Source organism: Nocardia sp. NPDC052316, assembly GCF_044547795.1.
Lineage (GTDB): Bacteria > Actinomycetota > Actinomycetes > Mycobacteriales > Mycobacteriaceae > Nocardia.
Genome location: NZ_JBIUBB010000011.1, coordinates 54,457 through 76,854, shown reverse-complemented (window position 1 = coordinate 76,854; position 22,398 = coordinate 54,457). Strand labels below are relative to the sequence as shown.

Annotated in this window: 21 protein-coding genes; 12 read left to right on the top strand and 9 right to left on the bottom strand. The window is 66.0% G+C overall.

The annotated features are described in order from the left end of the window. Positions 1-127: 127 nt before the first annotated feature. A complete protein-coding gene (locus ACIHA7_RS38475) occupies positions 128-436 on the bottom strand; it encodes a hypothetical protein (protein WP_397296885.1) in 309 nt (102 codons plus the stop codon). Between the two features lie 677 nt (positions 437-1,113). Between ACIHA7_RS38475 and ACIHA7_RS38470 the strand changes: the two genes are divergently transcribed. Together ACIHA7_RS38470 and ACIHA7_RS38465 are read left to right on the top strand one after the other, a co-directional pair. After that, positions 1,114-1,506, top strand: coding sequence for a YciI family protein (locus ACIHA7_RS38470; protein WP_397296882.1), 393 nt, complete (start codon positions 1,114-1,116; stop codon positions 1,504-1,506). Next, entirely contained in the window at positions 1,503-2,747 is a 1,245-nt protein-coding gene (locus tag ACIHA7_RS38465; protein ID WP_397296879.1) for an RNA polymerase sigma factor, read from the top strand. Before ACIHA7_RS38470 ends, ACIHA7_RS38465 begins: the two co-directional genes overlap by 4 nt. Before the next feature lie 159 nt (positions 2,748-2,906). On the opposite strand, the gene ACIHA7_RS38460 is transcribed toward ACIHA7_RS38465, so the two are convergent. Next, entirely contained in the window at positions 2,907-4,778 is a 1,872-nt protein-coding gene (locus ACIHA7_RS38460; protein WP_397296876.1) for a M61 family metallopeptidase, read from the bottom strand. Positions 4,779-5,282: 504 nt separating this feature from the next. Here ACIHA7_RS38460 and ACIHA7_RS38455 point away from each other — a divergent pair. The 7 genes from ACIHA7_RS38455 to ACIHA7_RS38425 all read left to right on the top strand — a co-directional run bounded on the left by ACIHA7_RS38455 (position 5,283) and on the right by ACIHA7_RS38425 (position 11,521). Beyond that, a complete protein-coding gene (locus ACIHA7_RS38455) occupies positions 5,283-6,086 on the top strand; it encodes a helix-turn-helix domain-containing protein (protein WP_397296873.1) in 804 nt (267 codons plus the stop codon). A 50-nt stretch (positions 6,087-6,136) separates the two neighbouring features. Next, complete coding sequence (locus ACIHA7_RS38450; protein ID WP_397296870.1) at positions 6,137-7,033, top strand: sterol desaturase family protein; 897 nt, start codon at positions 6,137-6,139, stop codon at positions 7,031-7,033. An 822-nt stretch (positions 7,034-7,855) separates the two neighbouring features. After that, a complete protein-coding gene (locus tag ACIHA7_RS38445; protein ID WP_397296867.1) occupies positions 7,856-8,143 on the top strand; it encodes a hypothetical protein in 288 nt (95 codons plus the stop codon). Then, positions 8,140-9,537 (top strand): hypothetical protein, encoded by a 1,398-nt coding sequence (locus ACIHA7_RS38440; RefSeq protein ID WP_397296864.1) that lies wholly within the window; start codon positions 8,140-8,142, stop codon positions 9,535-9,537. The genes ACIHA7_RS38445 and ACIHA7_RS38440 overlap by 4 nt, the downstream gene beginning before the upstream one ends. Next, positions 9,524-10,078, top strand: a complete 555-nt coding sequence (locus tag ACIHA7_RS38435) for a hypothetical protein (RefSeq protein ID WP_397296861.1) — start codon at positions 9,524-9,526, stop codon at positions 10,076-10,078. Before ACIHA7_RS38440 ends, ACIHA7_RS38435 begins: the two co-directional genes overlap by 14 nt. 23 nt (positions 10,079-10,101) lie before the next feature. Beyond that, positions 10,102-10,377, top strand: a complete 276-nt coding sequence (locus ACIHA7_RS38430) for a hypothetical protein (RefSeq protein ID WP_397296858.1) — start codon at positions 10,102-10,104, stop codon at positions 10,375-10,377. A 178-nt stretch (positions 10,378-10,555) separates the two neighbouring features. Further along, positions 10,556-11,521: an alpha/beta fold hydrolase gene (locus ACIHA7_RS38425; protein ID WP_397296855.1), complete on the top strand. Its 966-nt coding sequence runs from the start codon at positions 10,556-10,558 to the stop codon at positions 11,519-11,521. 56 nt (positions 11,522-11,577) lie between these two features. Here the strand turns inward: ACIHA7_RS38425 and ACIHA7_RS38420 are convergent, their stop codons facing one another. Then, the gene (locus ACIHA7_RS38420) at positions 11,578-11,892 is read right to left on the bottom strand and encodes a hypothetical protein (RefSeq protein WP_397296910.1); all 315 of its coding nucleotides are present in this window, start codon (positions 11,890-11,892) and stop codon (positions 11,578-11,580) included. A gap of 139 nt (positions 11,893-12,031) precedes the next feature. Then, positions 12,032-12,973 carry an RNA polymerase sigma factor SigJ gene (gene sigJ, locus ACIHA7_RS38415; protein ID WP_397296852.1) on the bottom strand — a complete coding sequence of 314 codons (942 nt, stop codon included), beginning with the start codon at positions 12,971-12,973 and terminating at the stop codon, positions 12,032-12,034. Positions 12,974-13,164: 191 nt separating this feature from the next. Here sigJ and ACIHA7_RS38410 point away from each other — a divergent pair, with 191 nt between their 5' ends. Next, positions 13,165-13,704: a hypothetical protein gene (locus ACIHA7_RS38410; protein WP_397296849.1), complete on the top strand. Its 540-nt coding sequence runs from the start codon at positions 13,165-13,167 to the stop codon at positions 13,702-13,704. 581 nt (positions 13,705-14,285) lie between these two features. Here ACIHA7_RS38410 and ACIHA7_RS38405 read toward each other — a convergent pair. The 4 genes from ACIHA7_RS38405 to ACIHA7_RS38390 all read right to left on the bottom strand — a co-directional run bounded on the left by ACIHA7_RS38405 (position 14,286) and on the right by ACIHA7_RS38390 (position 18,416). Next, positions 14,286-15,077, bottom strand: coding sequence for a BPL-N domain-containing protein (locus tag ACIHA7_RS38405; RefSeq protein WP_397296847.1), 792 nt, complete (start codon positions 15,075-15,077; stop codon positions 14,286-14,288). Between the two features lie 215 nt (positions 15,078-15,292). Next, positions 15,293-15,634: a putative quinol monooxygenase gene (locus tag ACIHA7_RS38400; protein WP_397296844.1), complete on the bottom strand. Its 342-nt coding sequence runs from the start codon at positions 15,632-15,634 to the stop codon at positions 15,293-15,295. Between the two features lie 24 nt (positions 15,635-15,658). Then, positions 15,659-17,416 carry a CocE/NonD family hydrolase gene (locus ACIHA7_RS38395; protein WP_397296841.1) on the bottom strand — a complete coding sequence of 586 codons (1,758 nt, stop codon included), beginning with the start codon at positions 17,414-17,416 and terminating at the stop codon, positions 15,659-15,661. A 106-nt stretch (positions 17,417-17,522) separates the two neighbouring features. Continuing rightward, positions 17,523-18,416 carry an NADP-dependent oxidoreductase gene (locus ACIHA7_RS38390; protein ID WP_397296838.1) on the bottom strand — a complete coding sequence of 298 codons (894 nt, stop codon included), beginning with the start codon at positions 18,414-18,416 and terminating at the stop codon, positions 17,523-17,525. An 86-nt stretch (positions 18,417-18,502) separates the two neighbouring features. On the opposite strand from ACIHA7_RS38390, the gene ACIHA7_RS38385 reads away from it, so the two are divergent. Further along, on the top strand, positions 18,503-19,084 hold the full coding sequence (locus ACIHA7_RS38385) for a TetR/AcrR family transcriptional regulator (RefSeq protein WP_397296836.1): 582 nt from the start codon (positions 18,503-18,505) through the stop codon (positions 19,082-19,084). Positions 19,085-19,377: 293 nt separating this feature from the next. Here the strand turns inward: ACIHA7_RS38385 and ACIHA7_RS38380 are convergent, their stop codons facing one another. Then, positions 19,378-20,781: an amidohydrolase family protein gene (locus ACIHA7_RS38380; RefSeq protein WP_397296834.1), complete on the bottom strand. Its 1,404-nt coding sequence runs from the start codon at positions 20,779-20,781 to the stop codon at positions 19,378-19,380. A gap of 1,073 nt (positions 20,782-21,854) precedes the next feature. On the opposite strand from ACIHA7_RS38380, the gene ACIHA7_RS38375 reads away from it, so the two are divergent. Beyond that, positions 21,855-22,274, top strand: coding sequence for a YybH family protein (locus ACIHA7_RS38375; RefSeq protein WP_397296831.1), 420 nt, complete (start codon positions 21,855-21,857; stop codon positions 22,272-22,274). The last annotated feature ends 124 nt before the right edge of the window (positions 22,275-22,398 follow it).

Sequence of the window (22,398 nt, the reverse complement as noted above, 5' to 3'; positions counted from 1 at the left end):
GGTCGCGGCAGATGAGTGCGTTGCTGGTAGACGAGCTCTACCGCAGCCCTCGCCCGATTCGAGAGCTTGGACAGCACAACGCCCCGGCACCTGAAAACCGGGGCGTTGTGTGCACTGAGGCTATTGGCTACTTGATCCGCCCTCCGACATATCCCTCGGGGTTGTCCCACTCGGGCCGGTGACTTCCCGCTTCGTTCCAATTACACCCGGCGGCGGACTCCCGGTAACCCAGAATTTTGCCGTCTTCCACCCACTGCCGACATTGCTGCTGATCACGGAAAGCACAGGCGATCACCCTATCGGTCTCCCACATCGAGATGCATTGCGGCAGGACCCCGCTCGCCGCAGCCGGTGCCGCGGTAGCCGTCGCCAGACTCACCGTGCCACCGGCCATCATGGCCGCCGAGATACCCGCCATCATCAAAGTTTTGAACATGTTGTTCCCCCTTCGTCCTGTCTACGAAGATCATTCCGTCGACGCATTAACGAATCCTTGGAGTCGGCTTACCAGCTCTAGGTGATGCCGCTCGACGGCCAACGCTTTTCGTGGCGATCGACGAAGGGCCAGTGAAGTCCCGCTACGCCGCACTGACGAACGGACCGGGACGGTGGACGCGCGAATGTGCGGCGCCAACCATGATCGACTTGTCCGGTCCGGACACTTCGAGTCCGCTCATCGGCGTGGTCCCGCGTCCGGAAGCGGTGTCAGCCAGCCGATTTGGGCCGCCGACCAACGCGCGGCTCGCGGCATGAGCGGCCACTGCTGGGTCTCGGGAGGCGTTGTCCTGGGAGGCTACCGGGAGCGCTTCCCTCGGCATGAGCGCGCACTGAAACGGCCCAGGTTCACCTCGGGCCGTTGACTGCTGCGGGGTACTGCCGACAGCGTCGGAGAGTCTGGGCCGCGGTATTGCCGCGTGCGGCGAACTGTGTAAACCGACTCAGCGGCGCAGTTTCCACACCTGTTCCGAATGCGGCGTGGTCCCGCGCCTTCCAGCGATCACGGCGTGATGAGCCCGGCAGCCGGGGCACGGATGTCGACATCATGGCGTCGGTTCCGACGTTTCAGGTAAGGATGGGTCAGCCGGGCGCATCCGTGATCGCGAAGGAGCCGCGATGAAGTACGTGATCCTGATTCACTCCAATCCGCAACCGTGGGGGCATCCGACGGGTGACTATCTGCCCGAGTTTCAGGCGATGTCGCAGGAAGAGCGGGATCGGGTGAACTCCGATTTCGAGAAGTTGCTCGGCGAGATGCGGGAGAAGGGTGAGCTGCTGACGGGGGAGGCGCTCGGGGCGCCGGAGTCGTCGCGGCTTTACCGGTGGAGCGCGGGCAAACCGCTGGTGACCGATGGGCCGTATTCGGAGGCCAAGGAGCATCTGGCGGGGTTTTTCCTGATCGACGTCGAAAACCATGCTCGGGCAGAGGAAATCGCCGCGCAGTTCGCCGGTCCGGGGGAGACGGTCGAATTGCGGCCCGTGATGTGGTCGGGTGGCGACGACCAGTGAGCAACCGAGTGGTGCAGGACGTGTGGCGGCGTGAGTCGCCGCACGTCCTGGCCGCTCTGCTGCGCAGGCACGGCGACCTCGGTGACTGCGAGGATGCCGCGCAGGAGGCAGCCGAAGCGGCGATGATCCAGTGGAGTCGCGACGGAGTGCCTGCCAATCCGCGGGGCTGGCTCATCACCGTGGCCTCGCGGCGCTTGATCGACCGGGTGCGGTCCGACCGGGCACGGGTCGGGCGCGAAGAGGCCGTGGCTGTCGCGCAGCCGAGTGACGCGCACGTGGTGCCGCCGGTGGATCAGGTGACAGCCGAGGACGGCGACGACATGCTGCGGATGCTGGTGCTCTGCTGCCACCCGAGTCTGAGTCGCTCCTCGCAGGTCGCGTTGACGCTACATGCCGTGTGCGGTTTGGGAACCGGCGAGATCGCTGCCGCCTATCTCGTTCCGCCGCACACTATGTCGCAACGTCTCACCCGGGCTCGGTCGACGCTGCGGTCGGCCGGTGTGGTGTTCGAAATCCCGAGCCGCTCGGACCTGCCCGCGCGCATCGCCTCCGTACTCGATGTGTGCCATCTGCTGTTCACCGAGGGACACACCCGTTCCGCCGGTGACACGCTGATCGATGGGAGCCTCACCGAGGAAGCGATCCGGCTGACCCGTCAATTACATTGCGCGATACCGGATCACGACGAAGTCGCGGGAGCGCTGGCCCTCATGCTGCTCACCCACGCCCGCGCGGCGACCCGGACCGAGGACGGCGAGCTGGTACCGCTGGCCGAACAGAACCGTTCCCGGTGGGACCGGGAATTGATCGCGGAGGGTGTCGGCATTCTGGAGCGGGTGCTGCCGCGCGGCCATGTCGGCCGGTTCCAGTTGCAGGCGGCGATCGCCGCGGTGCATGCGGAATCGCCCACATGGGAGCGCACCGACTGGCCGCAGATCAGCATCCTGTACACCATGCTCGATCGGGTCGCGCCCAGCCCGATTGTGACGCTCAATCGGGCCGTCGCCGTCAGCATGGCCGTCGGCCCACAGCAGGGTTTGGATCTGATCGCGCCCCTACTCGACAACTCATCGATGCGGCGTCATCACCGCACCCACGCTGTCCGCGCACACCTCTTGGAGCGGATCGGCGATAGCGCAGGCGCCATCGAAAGCTATCGGCGGGCAGCGCAACTCGCCACGAGCGTTCCCGAACAGCGGTATCTCAACAACCGTGTACGTCGCCTCGCCGACGCAGGTTAGGCCCGGGTCTCATGCCATCCGTCGTTGCCGGGCCCGGCAGCGACGGCCGGGAATCAGCCAGTTCCGGTTCGTCGCGGCGCGCGCGGTACGTGGTCGATCAGTACGAAGACCAGGCACCAGATGCGCGTCCGCGACGTCCCGATGCTGGACCGTGCGGCGTTAGTTCCGCGCGGCCAGGATCTGAGTGAGGTAGTCCGGGGTGCCCTCGATGCGTTGCAGATGCGGGTAACGGAGGCCGTCGTGATAGTTCAGTTCGACGGTCCGTGTCTGATCGAAGTCTTTCACCTGCAATCGGATCGGTGCGGGATCTGTCTTGGCCGCCTCGATCGCGGCTTCCATCGTGGCTTGGGAATAGGGGGCGTCGTTGACCGAAACCACCGTCATCCCGGTGCCGACCTGTGCCTTGAATGCGGGCCCGTCCCACCGCACATCGGTGATCTTGCCTTCACCGGAGACGTTGATCCCGATCGAGTAGGTGTAGTTGACCGCGCCCTCAGCCTTTTTCATCTGAGCCGCGAGGAAGGCACCTGGGTTGTTGTCGTAGACCAACTTCCACCCCGTCTTCTCGACACTCGCCGCGAACGGTTCTTTTCCGTCGATGCGATCGCGCAGGTACTTCGCCCAATCGTCGGCGACAACGCCATTCAGCGTCGAGACGACCTCGTCGAAGTCGTAGGTGTTCTGTGACTCCCACTTACTGCCGTCGACACCGAAGAACGCACGAGCGAAGTCATCGAGCGACTTTGTGTTGTTCGACAATTCGCGGATACGCGCATCCACGCCCAGCCACACCAGTTGTCCGCCCTGGTAGTAATCCTCGCTGAGCTGCCACGACCGATACGGCTTCGTACGCCGCTGCGCGATGATGGGATCGTTGGTGGTGTCCTGCAGACTGCGCCAGGCGAGTCCGGGCCGGTTGTCGGTGTAGGCGGCGACTACCGAGGCCAACGCGTCACGCGAGACTTCCGCGGGTCGCAAGCCGGACCGACCGGTGAGCATGTTGCCCCAGTACTGCGTCTGTCCCTCGTAGACCCACAGCAGGCTGTCTTGCATCGGGACGTTGTAGTTGGGTGTCCACAGGTCTGCGGGGCGACGGAACTTGCCGTTCCAGGAATGGGTGAATTCGTGACCGAGCAGATCGGCGCTGCCCACCGCGGGGTCCCACCCGGTGAAGTAGTCCGTGGGTTGGCCGTTCTCGCTGGATCGCTGGTGTTCCAATCCGTTGGAGCTGAGCTGACTCGACAACGACAGCAGGAAGTCGTAGTGGTCATAATGTTGTGAGCCGAACAGGTCCACGGCCTGCTTCACCAGAGCCCTGTGCAGCTCGATGTGCTCGGGTTTGGCTTCGAGCTGTTCCGGTGCGTCTGCGAATACTTGCAGTCGCACCGGGGTTTTCGCGCCGGGCACCAGGTCGAATTCCTTGTGATAACGCCCCGCGTACACGGGCGAGTCGACGAGGATATCCAACGGGACAGTCTTGTAATTCACGGTGTCGCCGTTTTTGTCGGCAACATCCAGCGCGGTTCCGGCCTCGAACCCCGGCGGGTAGGTAACGCTCGCGGTGAACGGAATTTCACTGACGGGAGCACCGGCCGGGTAGAGGACCACAGCATTCCACTGCAAATTCAGCATATTCGGCGTCATCACCACGCGCCCTTGACTGGAGTCGGTGGGGGTGAAGTACTGGAAGCTCGCGTCGATCGAGTCCACGTCGTCGGGCACAGTAACCTCGAACGCGTACACGTTCAGCGGATCACGCTTCCACTCCAGCTTGTGCCCGGCGCCGGTGAAGGTGATGCCCGCGATCTTGTCGATCGGACCGGACGGCGAGTGGTTGCCGGGCAGCCACTGCGGAAAAAGCAGTCTTATCTCGCCCGGTTGAGCTGGGATCGTCTGCTTCACCTCGATCACGCGTTGCGGCAGATTGGTCACGTCGACCGCCACCGAAATCGCCTTCTGCGCCGGAGCATCATCAGACTTGTCGCGCAAGCCGAAGTAGAGCGAGCCTGCCAGGAGAAGGAGAACAACCACGCCGACAGCGCCAATAATACGAATCTTGGTCAACGACACTCCCCGAGTCACATAGACGATATTGTCGAAACTGTGAAATAGACGGAAGGCCCGACCCCCGGCGGCTGGTGTTCATACACCAGGGATTTGGACATACCGATTGCCGTCATGAACTGTGCAGCTCATAGCGGCAACAAATTCGTGCACGGTGCGGTCACCGCGACCGCCTGCCCCTTTCTCCTCCTGCGTCAACGCGTCAAATAGTTTGTTCGGGTCGGCGAGCGTCCCTTAGTTGCTGAACTAATTGCCGATCCTACGAGGGTCGGTATCGCGGCGTGCGCGGAGCGAGTGTGGGCTACGTCATACCTGTCGCGTGGAGGTGGTCGCCGCCTGGGCGGATGGCGTGGCCCGGCTACTGCCAGGGTTCGACAGTCAGACGCGCTGGTCTCCGGACCGCCGCCGGATCGAACACCCTCGACTCGGCGCTACCGATGTAGGGGACGATGCTGCGACTACGCTACGACGGTGTCACCACTGCCTTCGGCGGCATGCGGGACGCGGACTCCCGACGCCACCATCGACGACCGCACCGGCCCGCAGCCCTGGCGCGGCGAGGTCCTGCTGCGCCCCGGCGTGCTCGCCTTCAGCGGGTCGATCGGCCCGACCGGCACCCACGCCCACCACGCCGTCCAGATAATCATCGCGGCCGGCCCGATCACCGTCGCCGGCGCCAACGTCGAGTACACCGGTACCCACATGATCATCCCCGCCGACGCACCGCATCGTGTGCTGCGCGGCGCCCCCGCAGGTATCGCGGTGTTCCTCGATCCGGACAGCGCCGCTGGCCGCGCAGCCACACACCGCGCCGACACCGTCGGCTGGTCCGGCGGACCTGCGTTGTCCCTGCCCGATCAAGATGCGCCGATCGCCGCGGCGGTCACCGAATTGATGACGATTCTGGCGCCGGACAGCACGACCGTCCCCGACGCCGTCCGCCACCCGGCCGTGACCGCCGCACTGCACTGCCTGCCGGTCCTCGTCGCCGCCGGGACCGTTCGCACGGCCGATCTCGCTGCCCGCCTGGGCATTTCGGCGAGCAGGCTCACCCACTTGTTCACCGCCCAGGTCGGGTTGCCACTGCGGCGCTACGTGCTCTGGCTGCGTTTGGTGCTCGTGCGGGACGCGGTGGCCGACGGCGCGGACCTCACCAGCGCCGCGCACTCCGCCGGATTCGCCGACAGCGCCCATCTGACCCGCACCTGCCGGGAGATCTTCGGCCTCCCGCCCTCGGCGCTGAGCCGAAACCTTTCTTGGCACAGTGATCCCTGATAGCCGAATCGTTCAAGCCTGATCCGGCCTCGAGCCAGCACGCTCGCTCCATGCACACGACAACACTGACCACGACGCAGCGGATCACCCGATACGCCTACGTGCCGTTCATGCTCCTCGGCCTCAACGGACTCGGCATCGCCCTCGCCGCCGCGGGCGCCCCGAAGTACTGGCTCCTGCTGATTCTGGCCGTCGCGATCGCGGCCTCGTTTCTCGTCGAACGGATGATCCCGTACGAACGGGACTGGAACCACGACCTCGGCGACAGCCGCCGCGACCGCATCCACGCGGTGGTCAACGAAACCCTGATCCTGGTCAGCGTCGCCGCGATTCCCCTGCTCGCCGCGATCGTGCCCGCCCCCGGAATCTGGCCGGGTGACTGGCCTTTCGCCCTCCAGGTCGTCATAGCGATCCTGATCGCCGATTTTGGTATCACCACGGTGCATCTGGCCAGCCACAAGATCGGGCTGCTGTGGCGATTCCATGCCGTGCACCACAGCGTCACCCGCTTCTACGGACTCAACGGCCTGATGAAACACCCCCTCCACCAGACCATCGAGATGGCCGCAGGCGTCGCACCGCTTATCCTGCTCGGCCTGCCCGTCGAAGTCGCGTCGGTCCTCGCCCTCGCCGTCGCCATCCAACTGCTGCTCCAGCACTCCAACGCCGACTACCGCGTCGGCCCCGCCAAATACCTGCTCGCCCTGAACGAAGGCCACCGCTTCCACCACCTCAAATGGGCGGGAATCGGCGACGTCAACTTCGGACTGTTCACGCTGATCTGGGATCACGTGTATCGCACGTACTCCTACGATCCCGACCGCCGCTTCACCACCGACCAGCTGGGCATGGCAGCCAAACCCGACTATCCAGTCGACTACACCCAGCAACTGACCTACCCATTCAGACCCGCGGGCGCCTGCGGGACAACCACCACGAACACATAGCTGTGCCGCTTCCGATTCCGGCGCGATCGTCGTCCCTGGTGGGACTTCGAGGCAGGTGGGAGTGCTCCGGCGACCCGTCTGCATGTCGAATCCCGGCTTCCCACAGCGGCGTACACCCAGGTGCCCACGCGCAGATCGGTCCTCGCCCGCCGGTGGCCAGCAGGGGAGCGGGCGCCGGTTGCGTCAGCGGGAAGTCGGGCACCAGCGGCGTTGGGTAGCCGCTGTAAGCGCTGCGGCGCAAGCGATCTCGCCCATCGGCAGATCGGATCCGAGCGGGGCAACGACCCCGAATCGAAACGGTCTCATCGAGGCTGGTCTCCTGTCTTCGATCCGTCCGGAGGAACCGACTACGGGGCCACCCGCAATTCATCGGTTCAGCCGAAAAGGTTGGCGCGCCTCCACATCTAGCCCCCGAAACCAGGGGCAAGATGTGGATCCCGATGACCGATAGCATCGGTGCCACGCACTGCCCCGAATCAATTGATGGTGCGCCAGGGGGGAATATTCGATGCCAGAAGAAACACTTCGGGCAGACGCGGCTCCGCAGGCCGACCTCCCTGGTTCCGCGGCGCGGGTTATTCGCGAATTCGATCGCCGATGACGTACTCAGCAGCCGCAGACCACAATGACGCCTGTCCGAATGCCACCCTGACGCTCGGCGGACCACTCCCGGGATTCGCCGTCCAAAAAGCGCACACCACAGGTGAATTCCCCGCGAACTTCGGCTCACCGCGACGCCTGCGACACGATGGCCGGTCCACGCGGCGGCGAGATGAGCAAGATTCTCAGAGCAATCGGATTCAGGGATAGAGGTCACGGACGGTGAGCGGGTTCGAGGTTGAGATCAGCCAGCTGAAGGAGGCGGCCAAGGCGGCGGGATCCGCCGCGACCCAGGCCAGAGCGGTGGACCCGGGTACCGGCTTATCCGGGCTCGCGGCAGCATTGCCGGGTGGGGATGTGGCGAAGAAGGCGCCCACGCTGGTGACGACGTTCAATGAACGCTCGAAGGGGTGGGCAGACGAGATCGGCGGCTGGGGCGACTTGGTTACGGCGGCGGCGAAGTTGTACGCCGAGAACGAGGTCGAGGCGGAGAGGGCTTTCGGGGAATGACCGTCGGCTACCACGACGTCCGCAAATGGGACGACAAGGCGCTCGATACGGCGGCCACCAATCTGCGTGGGCGGCGGGACAAACTCATCGGGCTGCAGGACGAACTCGACGACGCCAGAAGATTGCCCGAGTGGCACGGCCCCGCGAGTGACCGCGCACGCGGCTCGCTGGGCACCACGCGGAACAATGCCGAAATCCTGATCGCGGAACTGTCCGCGGTCGACCGCGCCATGCAGAACGCGTCGGACGACGTGTCTGCCCTGAAGACTCGGGTCGCCAATAACGACGCCCTCGCCGACACCTACCAGTTCGGGATCGGCGACGACGGCGCGATCGTGGACAACAAACCCCCGGACCCGCCGCCGAAGTCGCGGTTCGAGGCCGAGGACCGCGCCGAGAGCGCGCGGCATCGCGAAACCATCAGGAAGCAGCTGGAGCAGGAAACCAAGGCGATACTCACCACGGCGAAGAACATCGACACCGGCCTCGCCCTGGTGATGCAACTCGCGCAGGACCGCAAGATCAGCGATCACGGCGCGACCACCCTCGACGGCGCCAAGAAGGGTGGCGAGATCGACGCCGGCGTGGCCGACATGGAGCAGGCGCTGCGCGACGCCGGGCTGCTGACCGGACCGCCGGTGACCGGCTTTTACCGGCAGTGGCTCGAAAACGCGGTGCGCCGGGGTGTTTCGATCGACACGATCAAACAAATGGTCTCCGAACACCACATCACCCCGGAGGATTTCAAGATCCTTGAACGGATGGAAGAGATCCGCGAGGACGAGGACGGCGACGGAATCTTCAAGTCGTACTTCCTGATGCCGAACAACATGAGCGGGGACGACGCCGCCAAGGCCGTGCGAATGACCTATATCTTGAACGCGGGCACCGACTACGGCGCCGAAGGCGAAAAGACCGACTTCGCACCGACTCCGTACGGATCCGCGGAACTGCGCCGCATCACCGATCGGCAACGGGAGAACTCCTGGAGCTACGACGACGATGTGGGTTTCGTGCACGGCAACGGTGGTCGGTTGGTGACCACCCCGAACGGCATGATGATGGGCTTGGGCGGGAATCTCGTCCAGGATCAGTTCAGCCGGAACGGCGGAACGACCTGGGGCGACACGTTCATGCTCAATATCGACGACTCGAAAGATCCGGCGCAACAGCTTCGGGAGGTCGCGCGGTCGGGGCACGCGTGGTACGAAAACGACAACGGCCCGTACCGGGGCAAACTCGACCTGGATCGCTTTTTGCACCATGAGGAGCGCCACTCCCAGCAATGGGCCGAGGAGGGTTACGCCGGGTTCCTCGCCTCCTACGCATGGGAGCAGGTCACCGGCGGCAACGAGACCGAGGAGGAGGCGGGGCTTTCCGATGGCGGCTATTAGGTGGCCGCGCGTCGCCTGCGCAGGCCTGCTCATGGCGGCGGTGACCGCGGCGTGCGACACCGAGGCGCAGTTCGCGCCGTCACTGCCGCCTGCGGCCGGGTTTCGCGTCGACGGCGGGGTGCTGAAACTGTGGACGGGCACCCCGTGTGCGGGCGTCACCGGTCTGACCTTGATCTTCGACTCCGGCACTCGGGAGAGCACGGAGCAGGTCTGGACCGCCCCGCGGCCGGGGGTGCCGGTGGAGCGCATGGATCTGCTGCGGACCGCCGGGGGATCGGTCCCCGTCACCGGCGGGCCGTTTCAGGTCCAGAAAGCGCTGCCCGCGGACTACGACTGGACCAAAGCAGGCTCGCTCGCCTTCGCTGTCGACGGCCCGGAGGCCTATGGTGCCAGGGTCGACGTCGCCCGGGTGCTGCGTGAGTCGGCTCAACACCCGTCGGGCAGTTACCTTTTCGGCGAGCGCGGGTGGATGGATTCGTCGGATGTCCAACGCGAGAACCGGAAGTCGTTCCTGACCGTCTGCACTCCCGACCCGAAGTGAACTCAACCCCCGCGGAGCCGAAAATGGATACGCCGGACAGCGCCACCCGCACAAGCGCTCTGCGGACAACGCTGCGACGCCTGGTGCTCGGCGCATTCGCTTGCACCGCCATCTTGATCGCGCTGTTCGTCGGCGAGGCGGTGCTCAGCGCGACCGGATTGGCCGCCGATCCGCACGGCTATGGAATGTTCGCAGGAATCCTGTTCGCGGCGGTGCTGACGCCGGTCGCGCTGGCACTGTGGTTGCTGTACCGGTCAATGCGACGACGCGACGATCGACAAGGTGCGCCACGGCCCTGAACTCGTCGCCGATGTCCGCGTGTGACGGGGGTGACATCGCGTTGCTGGTGAGCTAGGGCAAAACTTGCCCTAGTCGATTCCTACGGTGAGTTCACAGAGACGATCACCAGCGGTTAGCTGACGCGTTAGCGTGAGCTGTTCAACTGCCGGTCCACTCACCAGGAAAGGATCGACGATAATGGGCATTTCCGAAGCCGCCGACCGCGCCGACACCTTCGTCGCGCACAAGTTCGACGAGCACACCGTGGATCTCGGCGAGATCCGGATGAACTACGTCGCCGAAGGCGATCCCGCCGCCCCGCCGCTACTGCTGATCCCCGCCCAGGGCGAATCCTGGTGGGGATACGAGAACGCCATCCCGTTGCTGACCGATCGGTTCCGGGTTTTCGCAATCGACCTGCGCGGACAGGGCCGCTCCACCTGGACCCCGGACCGATACAACATCAATACCTGGGGCAACGACGTCGAACGGTTCATCGATCTCGTGATCGGACGGCCGACCCTGGTCGCGGGCAACTCCTCCGGCGGCGTCATCACCGCCTGGCTGGCTGCCTACGCCAAGCCCGGACTGATCCGGGGCGCAATCCTCGAAGACCCGCCGCTGTTCTCCGCCCAGGCGACCCCGCCCTACGGTCCGGGCATGATGCAGACTCTCGGCCCGATCTTCGCCCTGTGGGCCAAATGGCTTGGGCCGCAATGGTCCATCGGGGACTGGACCGGCATGGTCGCCGCCGCACCTGAGGAGCTGCCGGAGTTCCTGCACCCCGGTATCGCCTTCATGATGGGCGACGGCACCAGCGACGGCGCCGCGGCCACCCCGCCCCAGCATCTACGGGAGTACGACCCCGAGTGGGGCCAGGCGTGGGCCACCGACACCGCCAACGCGGGCTGCGACCACGCAACCATGCTGGCGCAGAACAAAGTTCCCGCGCTGCTCACCCACCACTTCCACATGACCGACCCCGACACCGGTCAACTCATGGGGGCGATGACCGACATCCAGGCGCAACAGGCCCGCCGTCTGCTGGAATCCACCGGTCGGCCGGTCACCTACACCACCCTCGATGCCCCACACACCATGCACGAGCCGCAACCGGAGCGGTACGTCGATGTCATCACCGACTGGATCAAAACCCTTTTGTGACAGCGGTATTGCCGCGCTGATTCAGCCGGAACAGCGCGGCTTCGGCCGATCCGTGTTCAACGTGCTGGCGGCTCGGCAGCGGACAGTCGTACCGCCTCCTCGACTCGTCCGGCCTCGACGAGCTCACCGAGGAACATCGTGCGGGCAGCCCGGCGCAGCCCCGCTCGGTCGACCTGCTTGGTGTGCTCGGCGAGTGCGTGCAGCGCGAATCCGTCGACCAGCGCGACGAATGATTCGGCCGCGCCCTGCGGGTCGCTTGCCCCGGCCGCGCCGAGTGCGCTCGCCGCGACTCGCTGCAACGCGGCCAGCGCTTCGGCGACCGCGTCACGTTGTTCCGGGTGCCGTCCGGCGTGCAGGAAGTCCTCGAGCAGCTGACGACAGCGCGTACCCAGGCGGCCGCGGCAGGCTGCGCGGTCATCACCGACGCCGCCGCGATCCGCCGGCCCGGTGGGGCCTCGGTCATCCTCGGCGTCGAACGCGCCGATGTGGGGGAGCCGTACTCGGTGTGGGTCACCACAATTCAGGCAGCGGCGTGCCCGGTGTGTACGTGGCCCATTGTCGATTGGCGTACACCAGCTTGTCCGGGTTGACGTGGGCGTGCACGGCGGCGATGCCGTCGGCGGTCACCTCGAATACCACGATGCCGACGATCCGGTCCTCGGCAACCAGCACCAAGGCGGGCCTGCCGTTGACGATCGCGGCGAACGGTGTCGGCTTGCCGCCGAGCTTGTCCCACTTGGCGCCCGAGGGTTTGATGGCGAGCCGCACGAACATCGCGATGCGTTCTGCGCCGCTGAGCGGCCGGTTCAAGGTGGGGAAGTAGGCGCCGCCGTCGCCGATGATGGTGGCGTCGTCGGTGAGCAACCGGACCAGCTCATCGGTCTGCCCGCTGACGGCCGCGGCCAGGAACTCCGCCACGATCCGGCGGGCGGCGGCCGCGTCCACCTCGATGCGCGCCCGTTCCAGCGTCAGGTGCTGTTTGGCGCGGCGATACACCTGCTGACAATTGGCTTCGGTGATGTCGAGCAGCTCGGCTATCTCGTGATGGGAGTAGCCGAAGGCCTCGCGCAGCACGTACACCACGCGCTCCTTGGCGGTGAGCCGCTCCATGAGCGTGAGCATGGCGATCGACACCGATTCACGCTGTTCGACGGTGTCGGCGGGGCCCAGTATCGGATCGCCGGCCAGCACCGGCTCCGGAAGCCATTGCCCCACATAGGTTTCCCGCCGCGCGCGGGCCGAAGTGAGCTGGTTGAGGCAGAGGTTGGTGAGCACCTTGGTCAGCCACGCCTCGGGTGTCTCCACATACGCGCGGTCAGCGGACTGCCAGCGCAGATACGTCTCCTGGACCGCGTCTTCGGCGTCGCCTGCGGAGCCTAGCAAGCGATAGGCAATCGCCTCCAGGCGACCCCTGGAGCGTTCGAACAGATCAGCCTCGCGCGTGAGCAGCATGCCGCAATAGTCGGCCATGCGCACCGTTCGCGTCCAGCCGCACCGGACCCGCCCGCCACGCGAAGTGCCTGCGTACCGCTTCGGATTCGTGCTGTGAGTTCCACCATAGTTCGCGGATGTAATGAAATCTCCACGCGCTCAGATGATCTGGAAGCGGCCGCCAGTTGGGCGGCCTCTAGCGCGGAGGAAATATGACCCGATCTGTACTGCTCGCGACCGCGGCGGCCACCCTCGCAGTGGCTCTCACGGCGTGCGGCGGCGAGGGCGCCTCCGATGCCGCCCCTTCGGCGTCGAGCACCGTTTCCACATCCGCTCGGGCCGCAGCCTCCGGAACCGTCGCGCCCACGGCCGAGACCACGGCGCCCGCCGCCGAGACCACCTCACCTGCCGCCGGGAAGCCGGAGCCCACTACCTCGGCGACGCCGCAGACCACGGCCGCGCCGGCGACGGCCAAACCTTGCGCCGTCGTTACCCGCGAATACCTCATCACCACGCTGCGGATGACGGCCTCGCCCAAATATCCGTTGGCCGATCTCCAGAACGCGCGGTGCAGCGGGAATTACGCGACGGCGCTGAGCCAACCGGAAGGCACCCTGCACCCGGTGGTGTACATGTTCAAATACGCCGAACCGGCGGGGTGGCGCCTGATGGGGGTCGACGACGCAATCGACTGCGTGAACAGACACGGCGTTCCGCTCGAGGATGCCCGCGTGATCGGCTGCGCCCTCTAACATCGCAACTCGACCAGCTCCTCGCTGCGAGCCGGCCCTAGGCGACATCGGCGGGGGTCTTCTCCGTCGATGTCGACGCGGGCAGGTGATCTCCTGGCAGCACTGCTCGGTGAAACGTCGACTCCCGTGTGGTGACCGTTGCCCACGGAGTCGATCACCGTGTCCGCGCAGGAAAATCGGCGTGAGCGCGCCGGCCCACCAACCCTCGGGGGCGCGGACCCGGACTCGGTCGCCGACACGATCACCCTGTTGCACGAGGGCGCACCGGTCTGTCACGGCATGCGGGCTACCCAGGAATCAGACATGCACGTGACGCGGCGCTCGCACTGCTCGAATGACGCACCCCCGGGGCCGACGAAGTTGGGCGCGTGCCGTTCTCACTTCATTCAGAAGGTGTCGATGCCAACCAGCGCGGACAGCTGGGGCCCAGAACTCGGAGTTGACCGCGGATCGTCCCAGACCGCCGATCGGCGGCCCCGGCCCTCCCGCTGCCGCGTGGGGCGGGGACCGGATCCAGCTCGAGCGATGGCGCAGGTGCAGCGTCGATATCGAGATCGGTGTGTGATCCGGTAATGGTGTGTTCAGCGCCGTCCGATGGTCGCTTCGATCAGTTCGTAGGCCAGGTCGAAGTGGACGCCGTCGGGGTTGGTCAATCCCTTTTCCGCATACCAGGATTCGTCGGCCTCCGGGTGTGGGCCGCTGACCCCGACCCTGCCGTTGCCGTAGGGGGCGACGACGACGGCGGCGGTGCCGTTGGGGTAGGTCGCCAGGACGGTGGCGTCGGCGCCGTCGTCCAGGAAGAAGGCGGGCCCGTCCTGGAAGTACATGTGGCGGGGCTTGCCCTGCCAGTCCACCGGTACCACGGTGTCGCGGGCGTCGGGAACCGTGGCGCCCGGGGAGTTTATGTAGCCGTTGGTGTCGCCGGGGAGCAGGTCGAAGCCCGGGTTGCGTCCGGCGAGGTAGCCGCCGAAGCACAAGCCGAGGTAGCTGCCGCCGTCGCGGACCCAGTCGCGGATCAGCCCGGCCGAGCCGCGCAGGGACTGCCAGGTCGCCGCGAGGTCGGCGCCACCGCCGGGCTGGACGTAGAGTTGGGCTTCGGCCAAAGCGGCTGCGCTCAAGGGTATCTCGGTGCCGGGGCCGACATACCTGACCTCGAATGGGTGCGGTGCTTTTTGCAGCAGGTCGGCTACAGCGGGTGCGCACCCGGGGCAGCCCTGCGGGCCGTTGTAGATGAGCGCGAGCCGTCGTGCTGCGGTCCGTGCGCCGGCACCCGACTCGCCGCAGCCGACCATCAGGGCGGCGGCCGGGAGGACGCCGAAGAGCAGTCGGCGTCGATTCACAACCGTTGAGCGGGTGTCGCCGTTCCGGTTCATACCGGGCATGGTTTCACTCCTGTTTCTCCGGGCCGGACGCGGCTCGGGCGGCAGAGTTGTCGCGACAATACGCGGCATTCAGCTACGGGATGCGCACCCCACAGTCCCACCGCGAGCTTCCGAAACCTATGCGGTGAGGCGGGGTTGAGGCCGATCGGCGGGGGCGAACTCGCCGATCGGCGGGTCCGCCCCCACCGAGCCGGTCGGGTCGGTGGCTAGATGGTCAGCCGGGCGGCGTCGGTCTCGCTGACGGTGACTGTCAGTGGTGCCGGGCGTAGTTCGATGGTGTGGAGTGCGGGGTCGACGAGATCGAGCAGCCGAGGCAGATAGTCGGCCAGAACACCGCTGTTGTGTGCCGTCATGTCGGTGCCGGAGGCGTACTTCTCGATCACGGTGACGCGGAGGGGATCGGAGCCTTGTTCGACATAGAAGGCGTAACGCTGCAGGCCGGGCTCGCTGCGGAGCACCGGAGGTATCAATGCGGAGAGCAGCGCGAGTAGTTCGGCGCCGCGTCCTGGTTTGGCTTGGAGGGTGGCGATGACGACGATCTCGGACAACGTGGGCTCCTTTGAGCTGGTCGGTCAGCTGAGCACCGGCAGGCGCAGCATGGACGGGGTGGTCGGACCGTGGTGCACGGTGTGCTGGGCGACAACGGCCTCATCGAGGGTGCCGAACTCGGGAATGGTGCGGGTGTGGAGGTTTCGGCTGTAGCGCGGGAAGCTGAAACCGGCGATCTGCACGCGGATGCGGTGCCCGGCGCGGAAGCGGTGCGCGACGTCGTGCAGCGTGACGGTCACCCGACCGGGCTGCTCGGGGTGCAGCCAGTCGGTGTCGCCACCGTCGCGGTAACGGGCGCGCTGGGCGCCGTCGGCCACATTGCCCGCGAAACCGTCGGGCTCGACGTCGACCAGCGTGACGCACACGTCCGCATCCGGGGCGCTGCTGGTGAGAAAGGTGACCAGCTCGGGTTGTCCGGCGATGATCACGTCCTCGGTGAGCGGTGCGCTGGTGTAGACGAGCAGGTCGACGCGGCCGTCGACGGCGCGCTGGTCCTGAATGCCCTGCGGTACCGCCGCGGCGTCGCCTTCGATCGTGATCGCTCCGCCGTAAGTGGGAAACGGGTCGTGCGGATCGGCAGTGAAGGTGTCGGAGCCGGCGGAGGTCGGTTCGTGTTTCGCGCCTGGGTGGGCGAGCAGTCCATCGCCGGTTGCGGTGCGGGCGTCGCCGCCGGAGGTGAGGGCCCACTCCGCGACGGTCGTCGCGGGTGGCCAGGCGGGTGCGTGTGCCCAGGTGTTCGAACCGCCGACGAAGTAGGCGACCCGGCCTGGTCCGGACAGATACCGGTCGGCGGTGGGGTAGGCCGAGCCGTCACCGCCGCGTAGGTGGCGGTCGAAGAACGCGGCGAGTACCGGATTCCAGGTGGGCACACCGGCTCCGGCGTTGGGCAGCACGCGCGCACCGACCTGGCCGGAGGGGGTGTAGGTGCCGAAGTGGGTCCATGGTCCGGCGATGAGGCCGGTGTTCTCGTTGTCGGCCAGCTGGGTGGCGAGCCGGAACTGGGTGGGGCTGGTGAAGTCCTGGTAGCCGGCGATCTGCAGGAACGGGATGGTGACCCGTTCGGGTTCGGTGAGCAGGGTGGGCCGGTCCCAGAACGGGTCGTGGGGCGACCGCAACCAGTCGGTCCAGAACGGCGCGATCCGGTCGTCGTCGAGGGGGCTGATGTCGGTCAGCGGCAGTCGGCTCACGGTGGCGCGGGGGTCGGCAAAGGCTTCGGTGAGTAGCTGGCGAACCTGCTCTTGCTCGTCTGCGTCCAAGGAAGAGTGGTCGAGGCCTTCGCGGCACAGGACGAGGCCGTAGGTGGCGAGGAAGCCCAGTTCGAACACGCCGCCCGGGCGGGCGGTGTGGTGCATGTCGGCGGTGGCGACCAGCGCGACCGCGGCTTTGAGGTGTGGATTGCGGGCCGCGACGGCTTGCAGGACGGCCATTCCGAGGTAGGACGAGCCGTAGCTCCCGACGTTGCCGTCACTCCAGGATTGTGTTGCGGCCCAGTCGATCACGTCGGAGGAATCGTTGTACTCCTGGGTGATGAAGTCGAACTCGCCGCCGGATTCGAACCGGCCACGGGTGTCTTGGACGAGCACTGCGAAGCCTTGGCGGGCGAGCCACAGCGGGTCGGCGACGATGCCGGAAACCCGGTAGGAATCCTTGCGGTTGTACGGGGTGCGGTGCAGCAAGACCGGCCAGCGGCCGTCGTCGTCGGGGCGGTATAGATCGCCGGCGAGGACGACGCCGTCTCTGGTCGTCATCTCGATGTCGGTGTCGATGCGGGGGCGATACACGGTTTCTCCTGGAGCAGGCGACGGTGCCGGTTGTTCCGGCTGGGCGAAGGGGTCAGGTCGATAGGTTGAGGTGTGCAGGTGTTCGGCGGGCATCCGGACAGACGGCTCAGACGAGGAGGACTCGGCGGCCGCGGGTGTGTCCGGCCTGGCTGTCCGTGTGCGCGGCGGCTGCCTCGGTGAGCGGGTAGGACTGGGCGACCGGGATGCGGAGTTTGCCGCGGGTGATGAGGTCGACGGCTTCGGCGAGTGCCTCGGCCATGTTGCCGCCGACGCCGGCGAAGCGGATGCCGAGCATCGGGGCCTCGAGGTCGGCGATGGTGATCACCTTGTCCGGGTCGCCGGTCAGGTCGAGTAGTCCGCGGAGTACGCCGGCGCCGTTGAGGTCCAGCGCGGCGTCGACGCGGCCGAGTTCACGCACCCGCTCGACCCAGCCTGGGCCGTAGGTGGTGGCGCGGGCGCCGAGGGTGCGCAGGTAGTCCTGGTTCGCGGGCCCGGCGGTGCCGATCACCGCGATGCCCCGGTCGTGGGCGATCTGCAGCACCGCCGACCCGACTCCACCGGCCGCGCCGCTGACCAGCAGCGTCTGTCCGGGCCTTACGTCGACCAGGCGCAGGATCCGCAGCGCGGTCTCGACCACCGACGGGTACCCGGCCGCTTCGGCGAAGCTCAGCCCGTCGGGTAGCCGCATCCAGGAAGAGAGCACGGCGAACTCGGCGTAGGTGTTCCAACCGCGGCCGAACACGGCGTCGCCGACCGCGATGCCGCCGACTCCGATGCCGACCTCGTCCACCACGCCGGCGGCGTCCTGTCCGACGCCGGCGGGCAGCTGGATCGGGTTGATCCGCTGGAACTGTCCCTCGCGGACTCGCCAATCGTGCGGGTTCACCCCTGCCGCACGCACGGCGATGCGTATCTGACCGGGACCCGGATGAGGTTGGGCCACCTCTGCCAGTTCCAGAACATCCGGGCCGCCGTACTCGGCGAAGCGCACTGCTTTCATCTTTGGAACATAACGCTATCGGTTAGTGTTTTGCAACGGTTAGTTTGTTGGACTGGTTGCAGGTTTGCACCTGATAGCATCAGCTGGTGACAGCACCGACCGTCGGCCGTCGCGAGCGCAAGAAGGCCGCGACCCGTCAGAAGATCGCCGATACCGCCCTGCGGCTGTTCCTGGAACGCGGCTACGACGAAGTGGGCATCCGCGACGTGGCCACCGAAGCCGACGTAGCCGTCACCACCCTCTTCTCCCACTTCGCCTCGAAAGAGGCCCTGGTGTTCGAGCAGGAAGAGAACTTCGAACAGCGACTGACCCGGGCGGTCACCGACCGGTCCGCGGACGAGCCCCTCATCCCCGCGCTGCGGCGCGAGATCCAGGCCATGGTGCGGCACTGCGCATCCGAAGACGCCGCTCCGATCTGGCGCATGATCAACCAATCACCCGCCCTACGGGAGTACGAGGAATCGATGCGGCTGCGCTATGCGCAATCGCTGGCCACTGCCATCGCCGCAGATCTCGACCCGACACCGACCACAACGGCATGCCGGGCGCTCGCGAGGTTCGTCATCGACGCCTATTCGCTCGGCCGTGCGGCGGATGATCCACCGGCCACGGTGGACGAAATCTTCCGGATGATCGAGGCCGCCTGGGAGGTCGCCCGACCCACCTGACGCGGCAACCACCCACCCAGCATCGGGGCGAACGGCACATGGCGCCCCAAGGCCTCGCTCCGCCCTGGGCAGCGGGTGGCTGACGTGCGCGCGGCATTCGGCAATATGGTGCGTCCGACGGGCCGAGATGACCTCGGCCCGTTGATCTTTCGGAAGTACCGCGCGGTCGCGGCGAACCGCGCGCCATGCGGCAAGAGCGGATGTTTGCGTCGGTGGACCGGGCTGGTCTCTGGGGGTGGCCGAGGTTGCGCGGGTCGAGTGACCACCACCCCGGAGATGGGTGCTCGGGTTGGTCAGGGGCGGGTGGTGCGGGGACGTTGGTCGTAGCGGCCCTGTTGCTTCCACTCCTGGACGACCTGCTCCTTGACGTCCTCGCGTAGCTTGCCCGCGTCGTAGACGATGCCGTTCTTGATGGTGTAGACCACGCCCTGGGTGCGTTGCATCCCGTCGCTGGTCATGCGCAGGTGACCGGAGCCGTAGAGGACCTTGAAGTTCGCCAGGGGGTTCTCCTTCACCACGATGATGTCGGCGAGTTTGCCCGGTGCCAGGGTGCCCAGTTCGTCGGCGAGGTCGAGCAGTTCGGCGCCGTTGAGCGTGGCCGCTTTGACTACTTCGAGCGGGTCGAATCCGGCCTCCTGCAACAGTTCCAGTTCCTGGATGATGCCGAAACCGTAGGTCGAGTAGATGAACCCGGAATCCGAGCCCGCGGTCACCCGCCCGCCCTTGTTCTTGTAGTCGTTGACGAACGCCATCCAGCGCTGATACGCGTGGCGCCAGATGGCTTCCTTGCTGGTGGTCCAATCGTTCTGGAAGGACCCGTGACTCTTCGGATTCGGTGAATAGAAATCCCAGAGCTGCGGCGCGGTGTAATCCTCGTGCCACTCATAGGTCCGCGCCCGCGCCGCATCCCGCGCGGCAATGTAGATATTGAAGGTCGGCGAGAGAGTCGTACCCAACGACAGGAACTCGTTTAAGACGTTCTCCCATACCTGACTACCGGGCTCGACCGACTGCAGCCAGACCGCGCCTGCATTGAGAAAGCGATCCGGCTCGTCCATATAGTTGTAATCGGGCTCATACCTCTGCACTGTCGAGCCAGTAAGCATCGCCTCGGCCAGACCGTAGTGATGCTCGACGCTACGCAGACCCCACCGCGCGGAGATCAGAGCGTTCACCCGAGGCATGTACTGAGGGGAATGGTGACACGCGCTGCCCAGACCCAGCCTGTTGCACTCGGCCAGCGCGGCCTTGAATTGCTCGGGAGCAGCGCCGAAGAACTTCACACCCTTGGCCCCCTGCCCCGCGACCCAACTCACCCAGGCGGCGGCCTGCTTGCCGTTGATAACGCCCTCGCCACCCTGCCCGAAACGCACGTACGGCACTATGCGGGGCGCGGTGATCCGATCCTGCGCACTACGCTGCGCCTCACTGGAGACCAGCTCGAGTCCGTTGCCCATGCAGCCGACCTCACGCACCGTGGTCACCCCGTGCCCGAGCCACAGCTTGTTGACATAACTCTGATCCGGCGCCTGAGACAGAGTGCCGAAATGTGCGTGCGTGTCGACCACGCCCGGCATCACGTGATACCCGGTCAAGTCCATAACGTGCGCATCGGCGGCGATCGTGACGTTCACATCGGGCTCCGGCGTATACGTACCGAGCGTGATACCCGCGATCCGCGAATTCTCGATTATCACATCAGCAGGACCGTATGCCGGAGCACCGGTCCCATCGATCACGGTGACACCACGCAGCACCAACTGCGGATAAGGCCCCGCACCCTCACTACGCTCGCGTACAGGACCAACAGGGGGACCGAACAGAACCATCAGCGGACTCCTATTCCCGTGGCGAGCGCCTTCCGAACACGAAGCCGAGCTATCCCGCAGCAACGCTATCGGTTAGTTCATGCCGCCGACGACTACTCGGCGACGTGCGGATTGCGCCGTGTCGCTTCGTTCCCTCGTCGGCAGTTGTGGACGTTCGGTTGGCCGAGATGATCTCAGCCAGTTGATCTTCCGGAGCGTCAGGTGGCCGCTTCGAACCGCGCGGGTCGCGGCATGAGCGCTCATTCTTACCGACTGAAAGTCAGCGTGCACGATCACGACCTAGAACGTCCCGCGCTGATGAGAGTGTATTCGGAGCTTGGGGAAGGGCACGGCGTAGGTCCTACGTGGTTGGTGTCCGGTAGCCGGACACCAACCACAGGTGTTTGAAGCTATCCGAACTTGACGTAGGTGGGATAGGGGGCGGAATACTGGTCCGATTGTCGGGAGCCGAGGAACCTCGCGGACGAGGTGCAGCTGGAGTTCGTGTAGAGGCGGGCGTCGGTATCGGTATCGTTGGTCGCCTGGCGTGCTCCGCCGGAGATGGCTATGCACGGGCCAGTCGGCGTACTGCCGAGGAAGGTCTCTCGACCGGTGTCCGCTCTGGTGTAGAAGAACGTGCCTTCAGCGGCGTGCGATGTGCTCGCCAGGCCGATCACTATTGCCGCGGTCGCTCCGGCGGCAACGACAATTCTCGGTATCGAGTGGAACATGCGCATCGGACGGGCCTCCCTTCTGTCTGCCAGCACTGGCTAAACCAGGCCGGGCGTTGGAACAGCCACCACTAATACAGCCAGGCAGTTTCACGTGACGAGAGCATCGTCACACAACTTCCCAGCACCCAGACGGCTAACCTGTAAATTGAATGAAATTTCAACTACATGCTTGCTCGGTTTCTGCTCGACCAGCCGATGTTGTCCGCGGTCCGAAAAGGAGAATCCGCTATGGGTGAACAGACGACGGTGAGTGTCCCGCCGCTTCCGACGCGGGCCGAGGATTTCCCGCAGGTGTTCCTCGACCGCTACAACAGCGGTGACCTCGAGGCGTGCATGGAACTGTACGAGGACGACGCGGTCTTCATACCCGCACCGGGTAAACCGGTGCGTGGCAAAGGGATCCGCACGGCGATGCAGGAATTCCTCGCCCTCGGCGTGCCCATGGCGCAGCGGCAGGTGCGCCACATCTACGCCGCCGACGACACCGCGGTGCTCATCTACGACTGGTACCTCGACGGCACCGCCTCCGATGGCAAGCCCGTGCACATCGAGGGTACCTCCACCGATATCGTGCGCCGCGGCGCCGACGGCCGCTACCGCTACATCATCGACAATCCCTTCGGCATCGCCCCGACCGCCACCGAGTGAGGCTGCGGGCAGCGCCTGGTACTGCCCGAACTCGGCGCGCGGGACGCGCTGTGCCGAAGCGCGCTTTTCGGTGCACCCGCTCCGGCGACGCTTTCGATAACGAGGTCCTTGGGACGGTATGCAA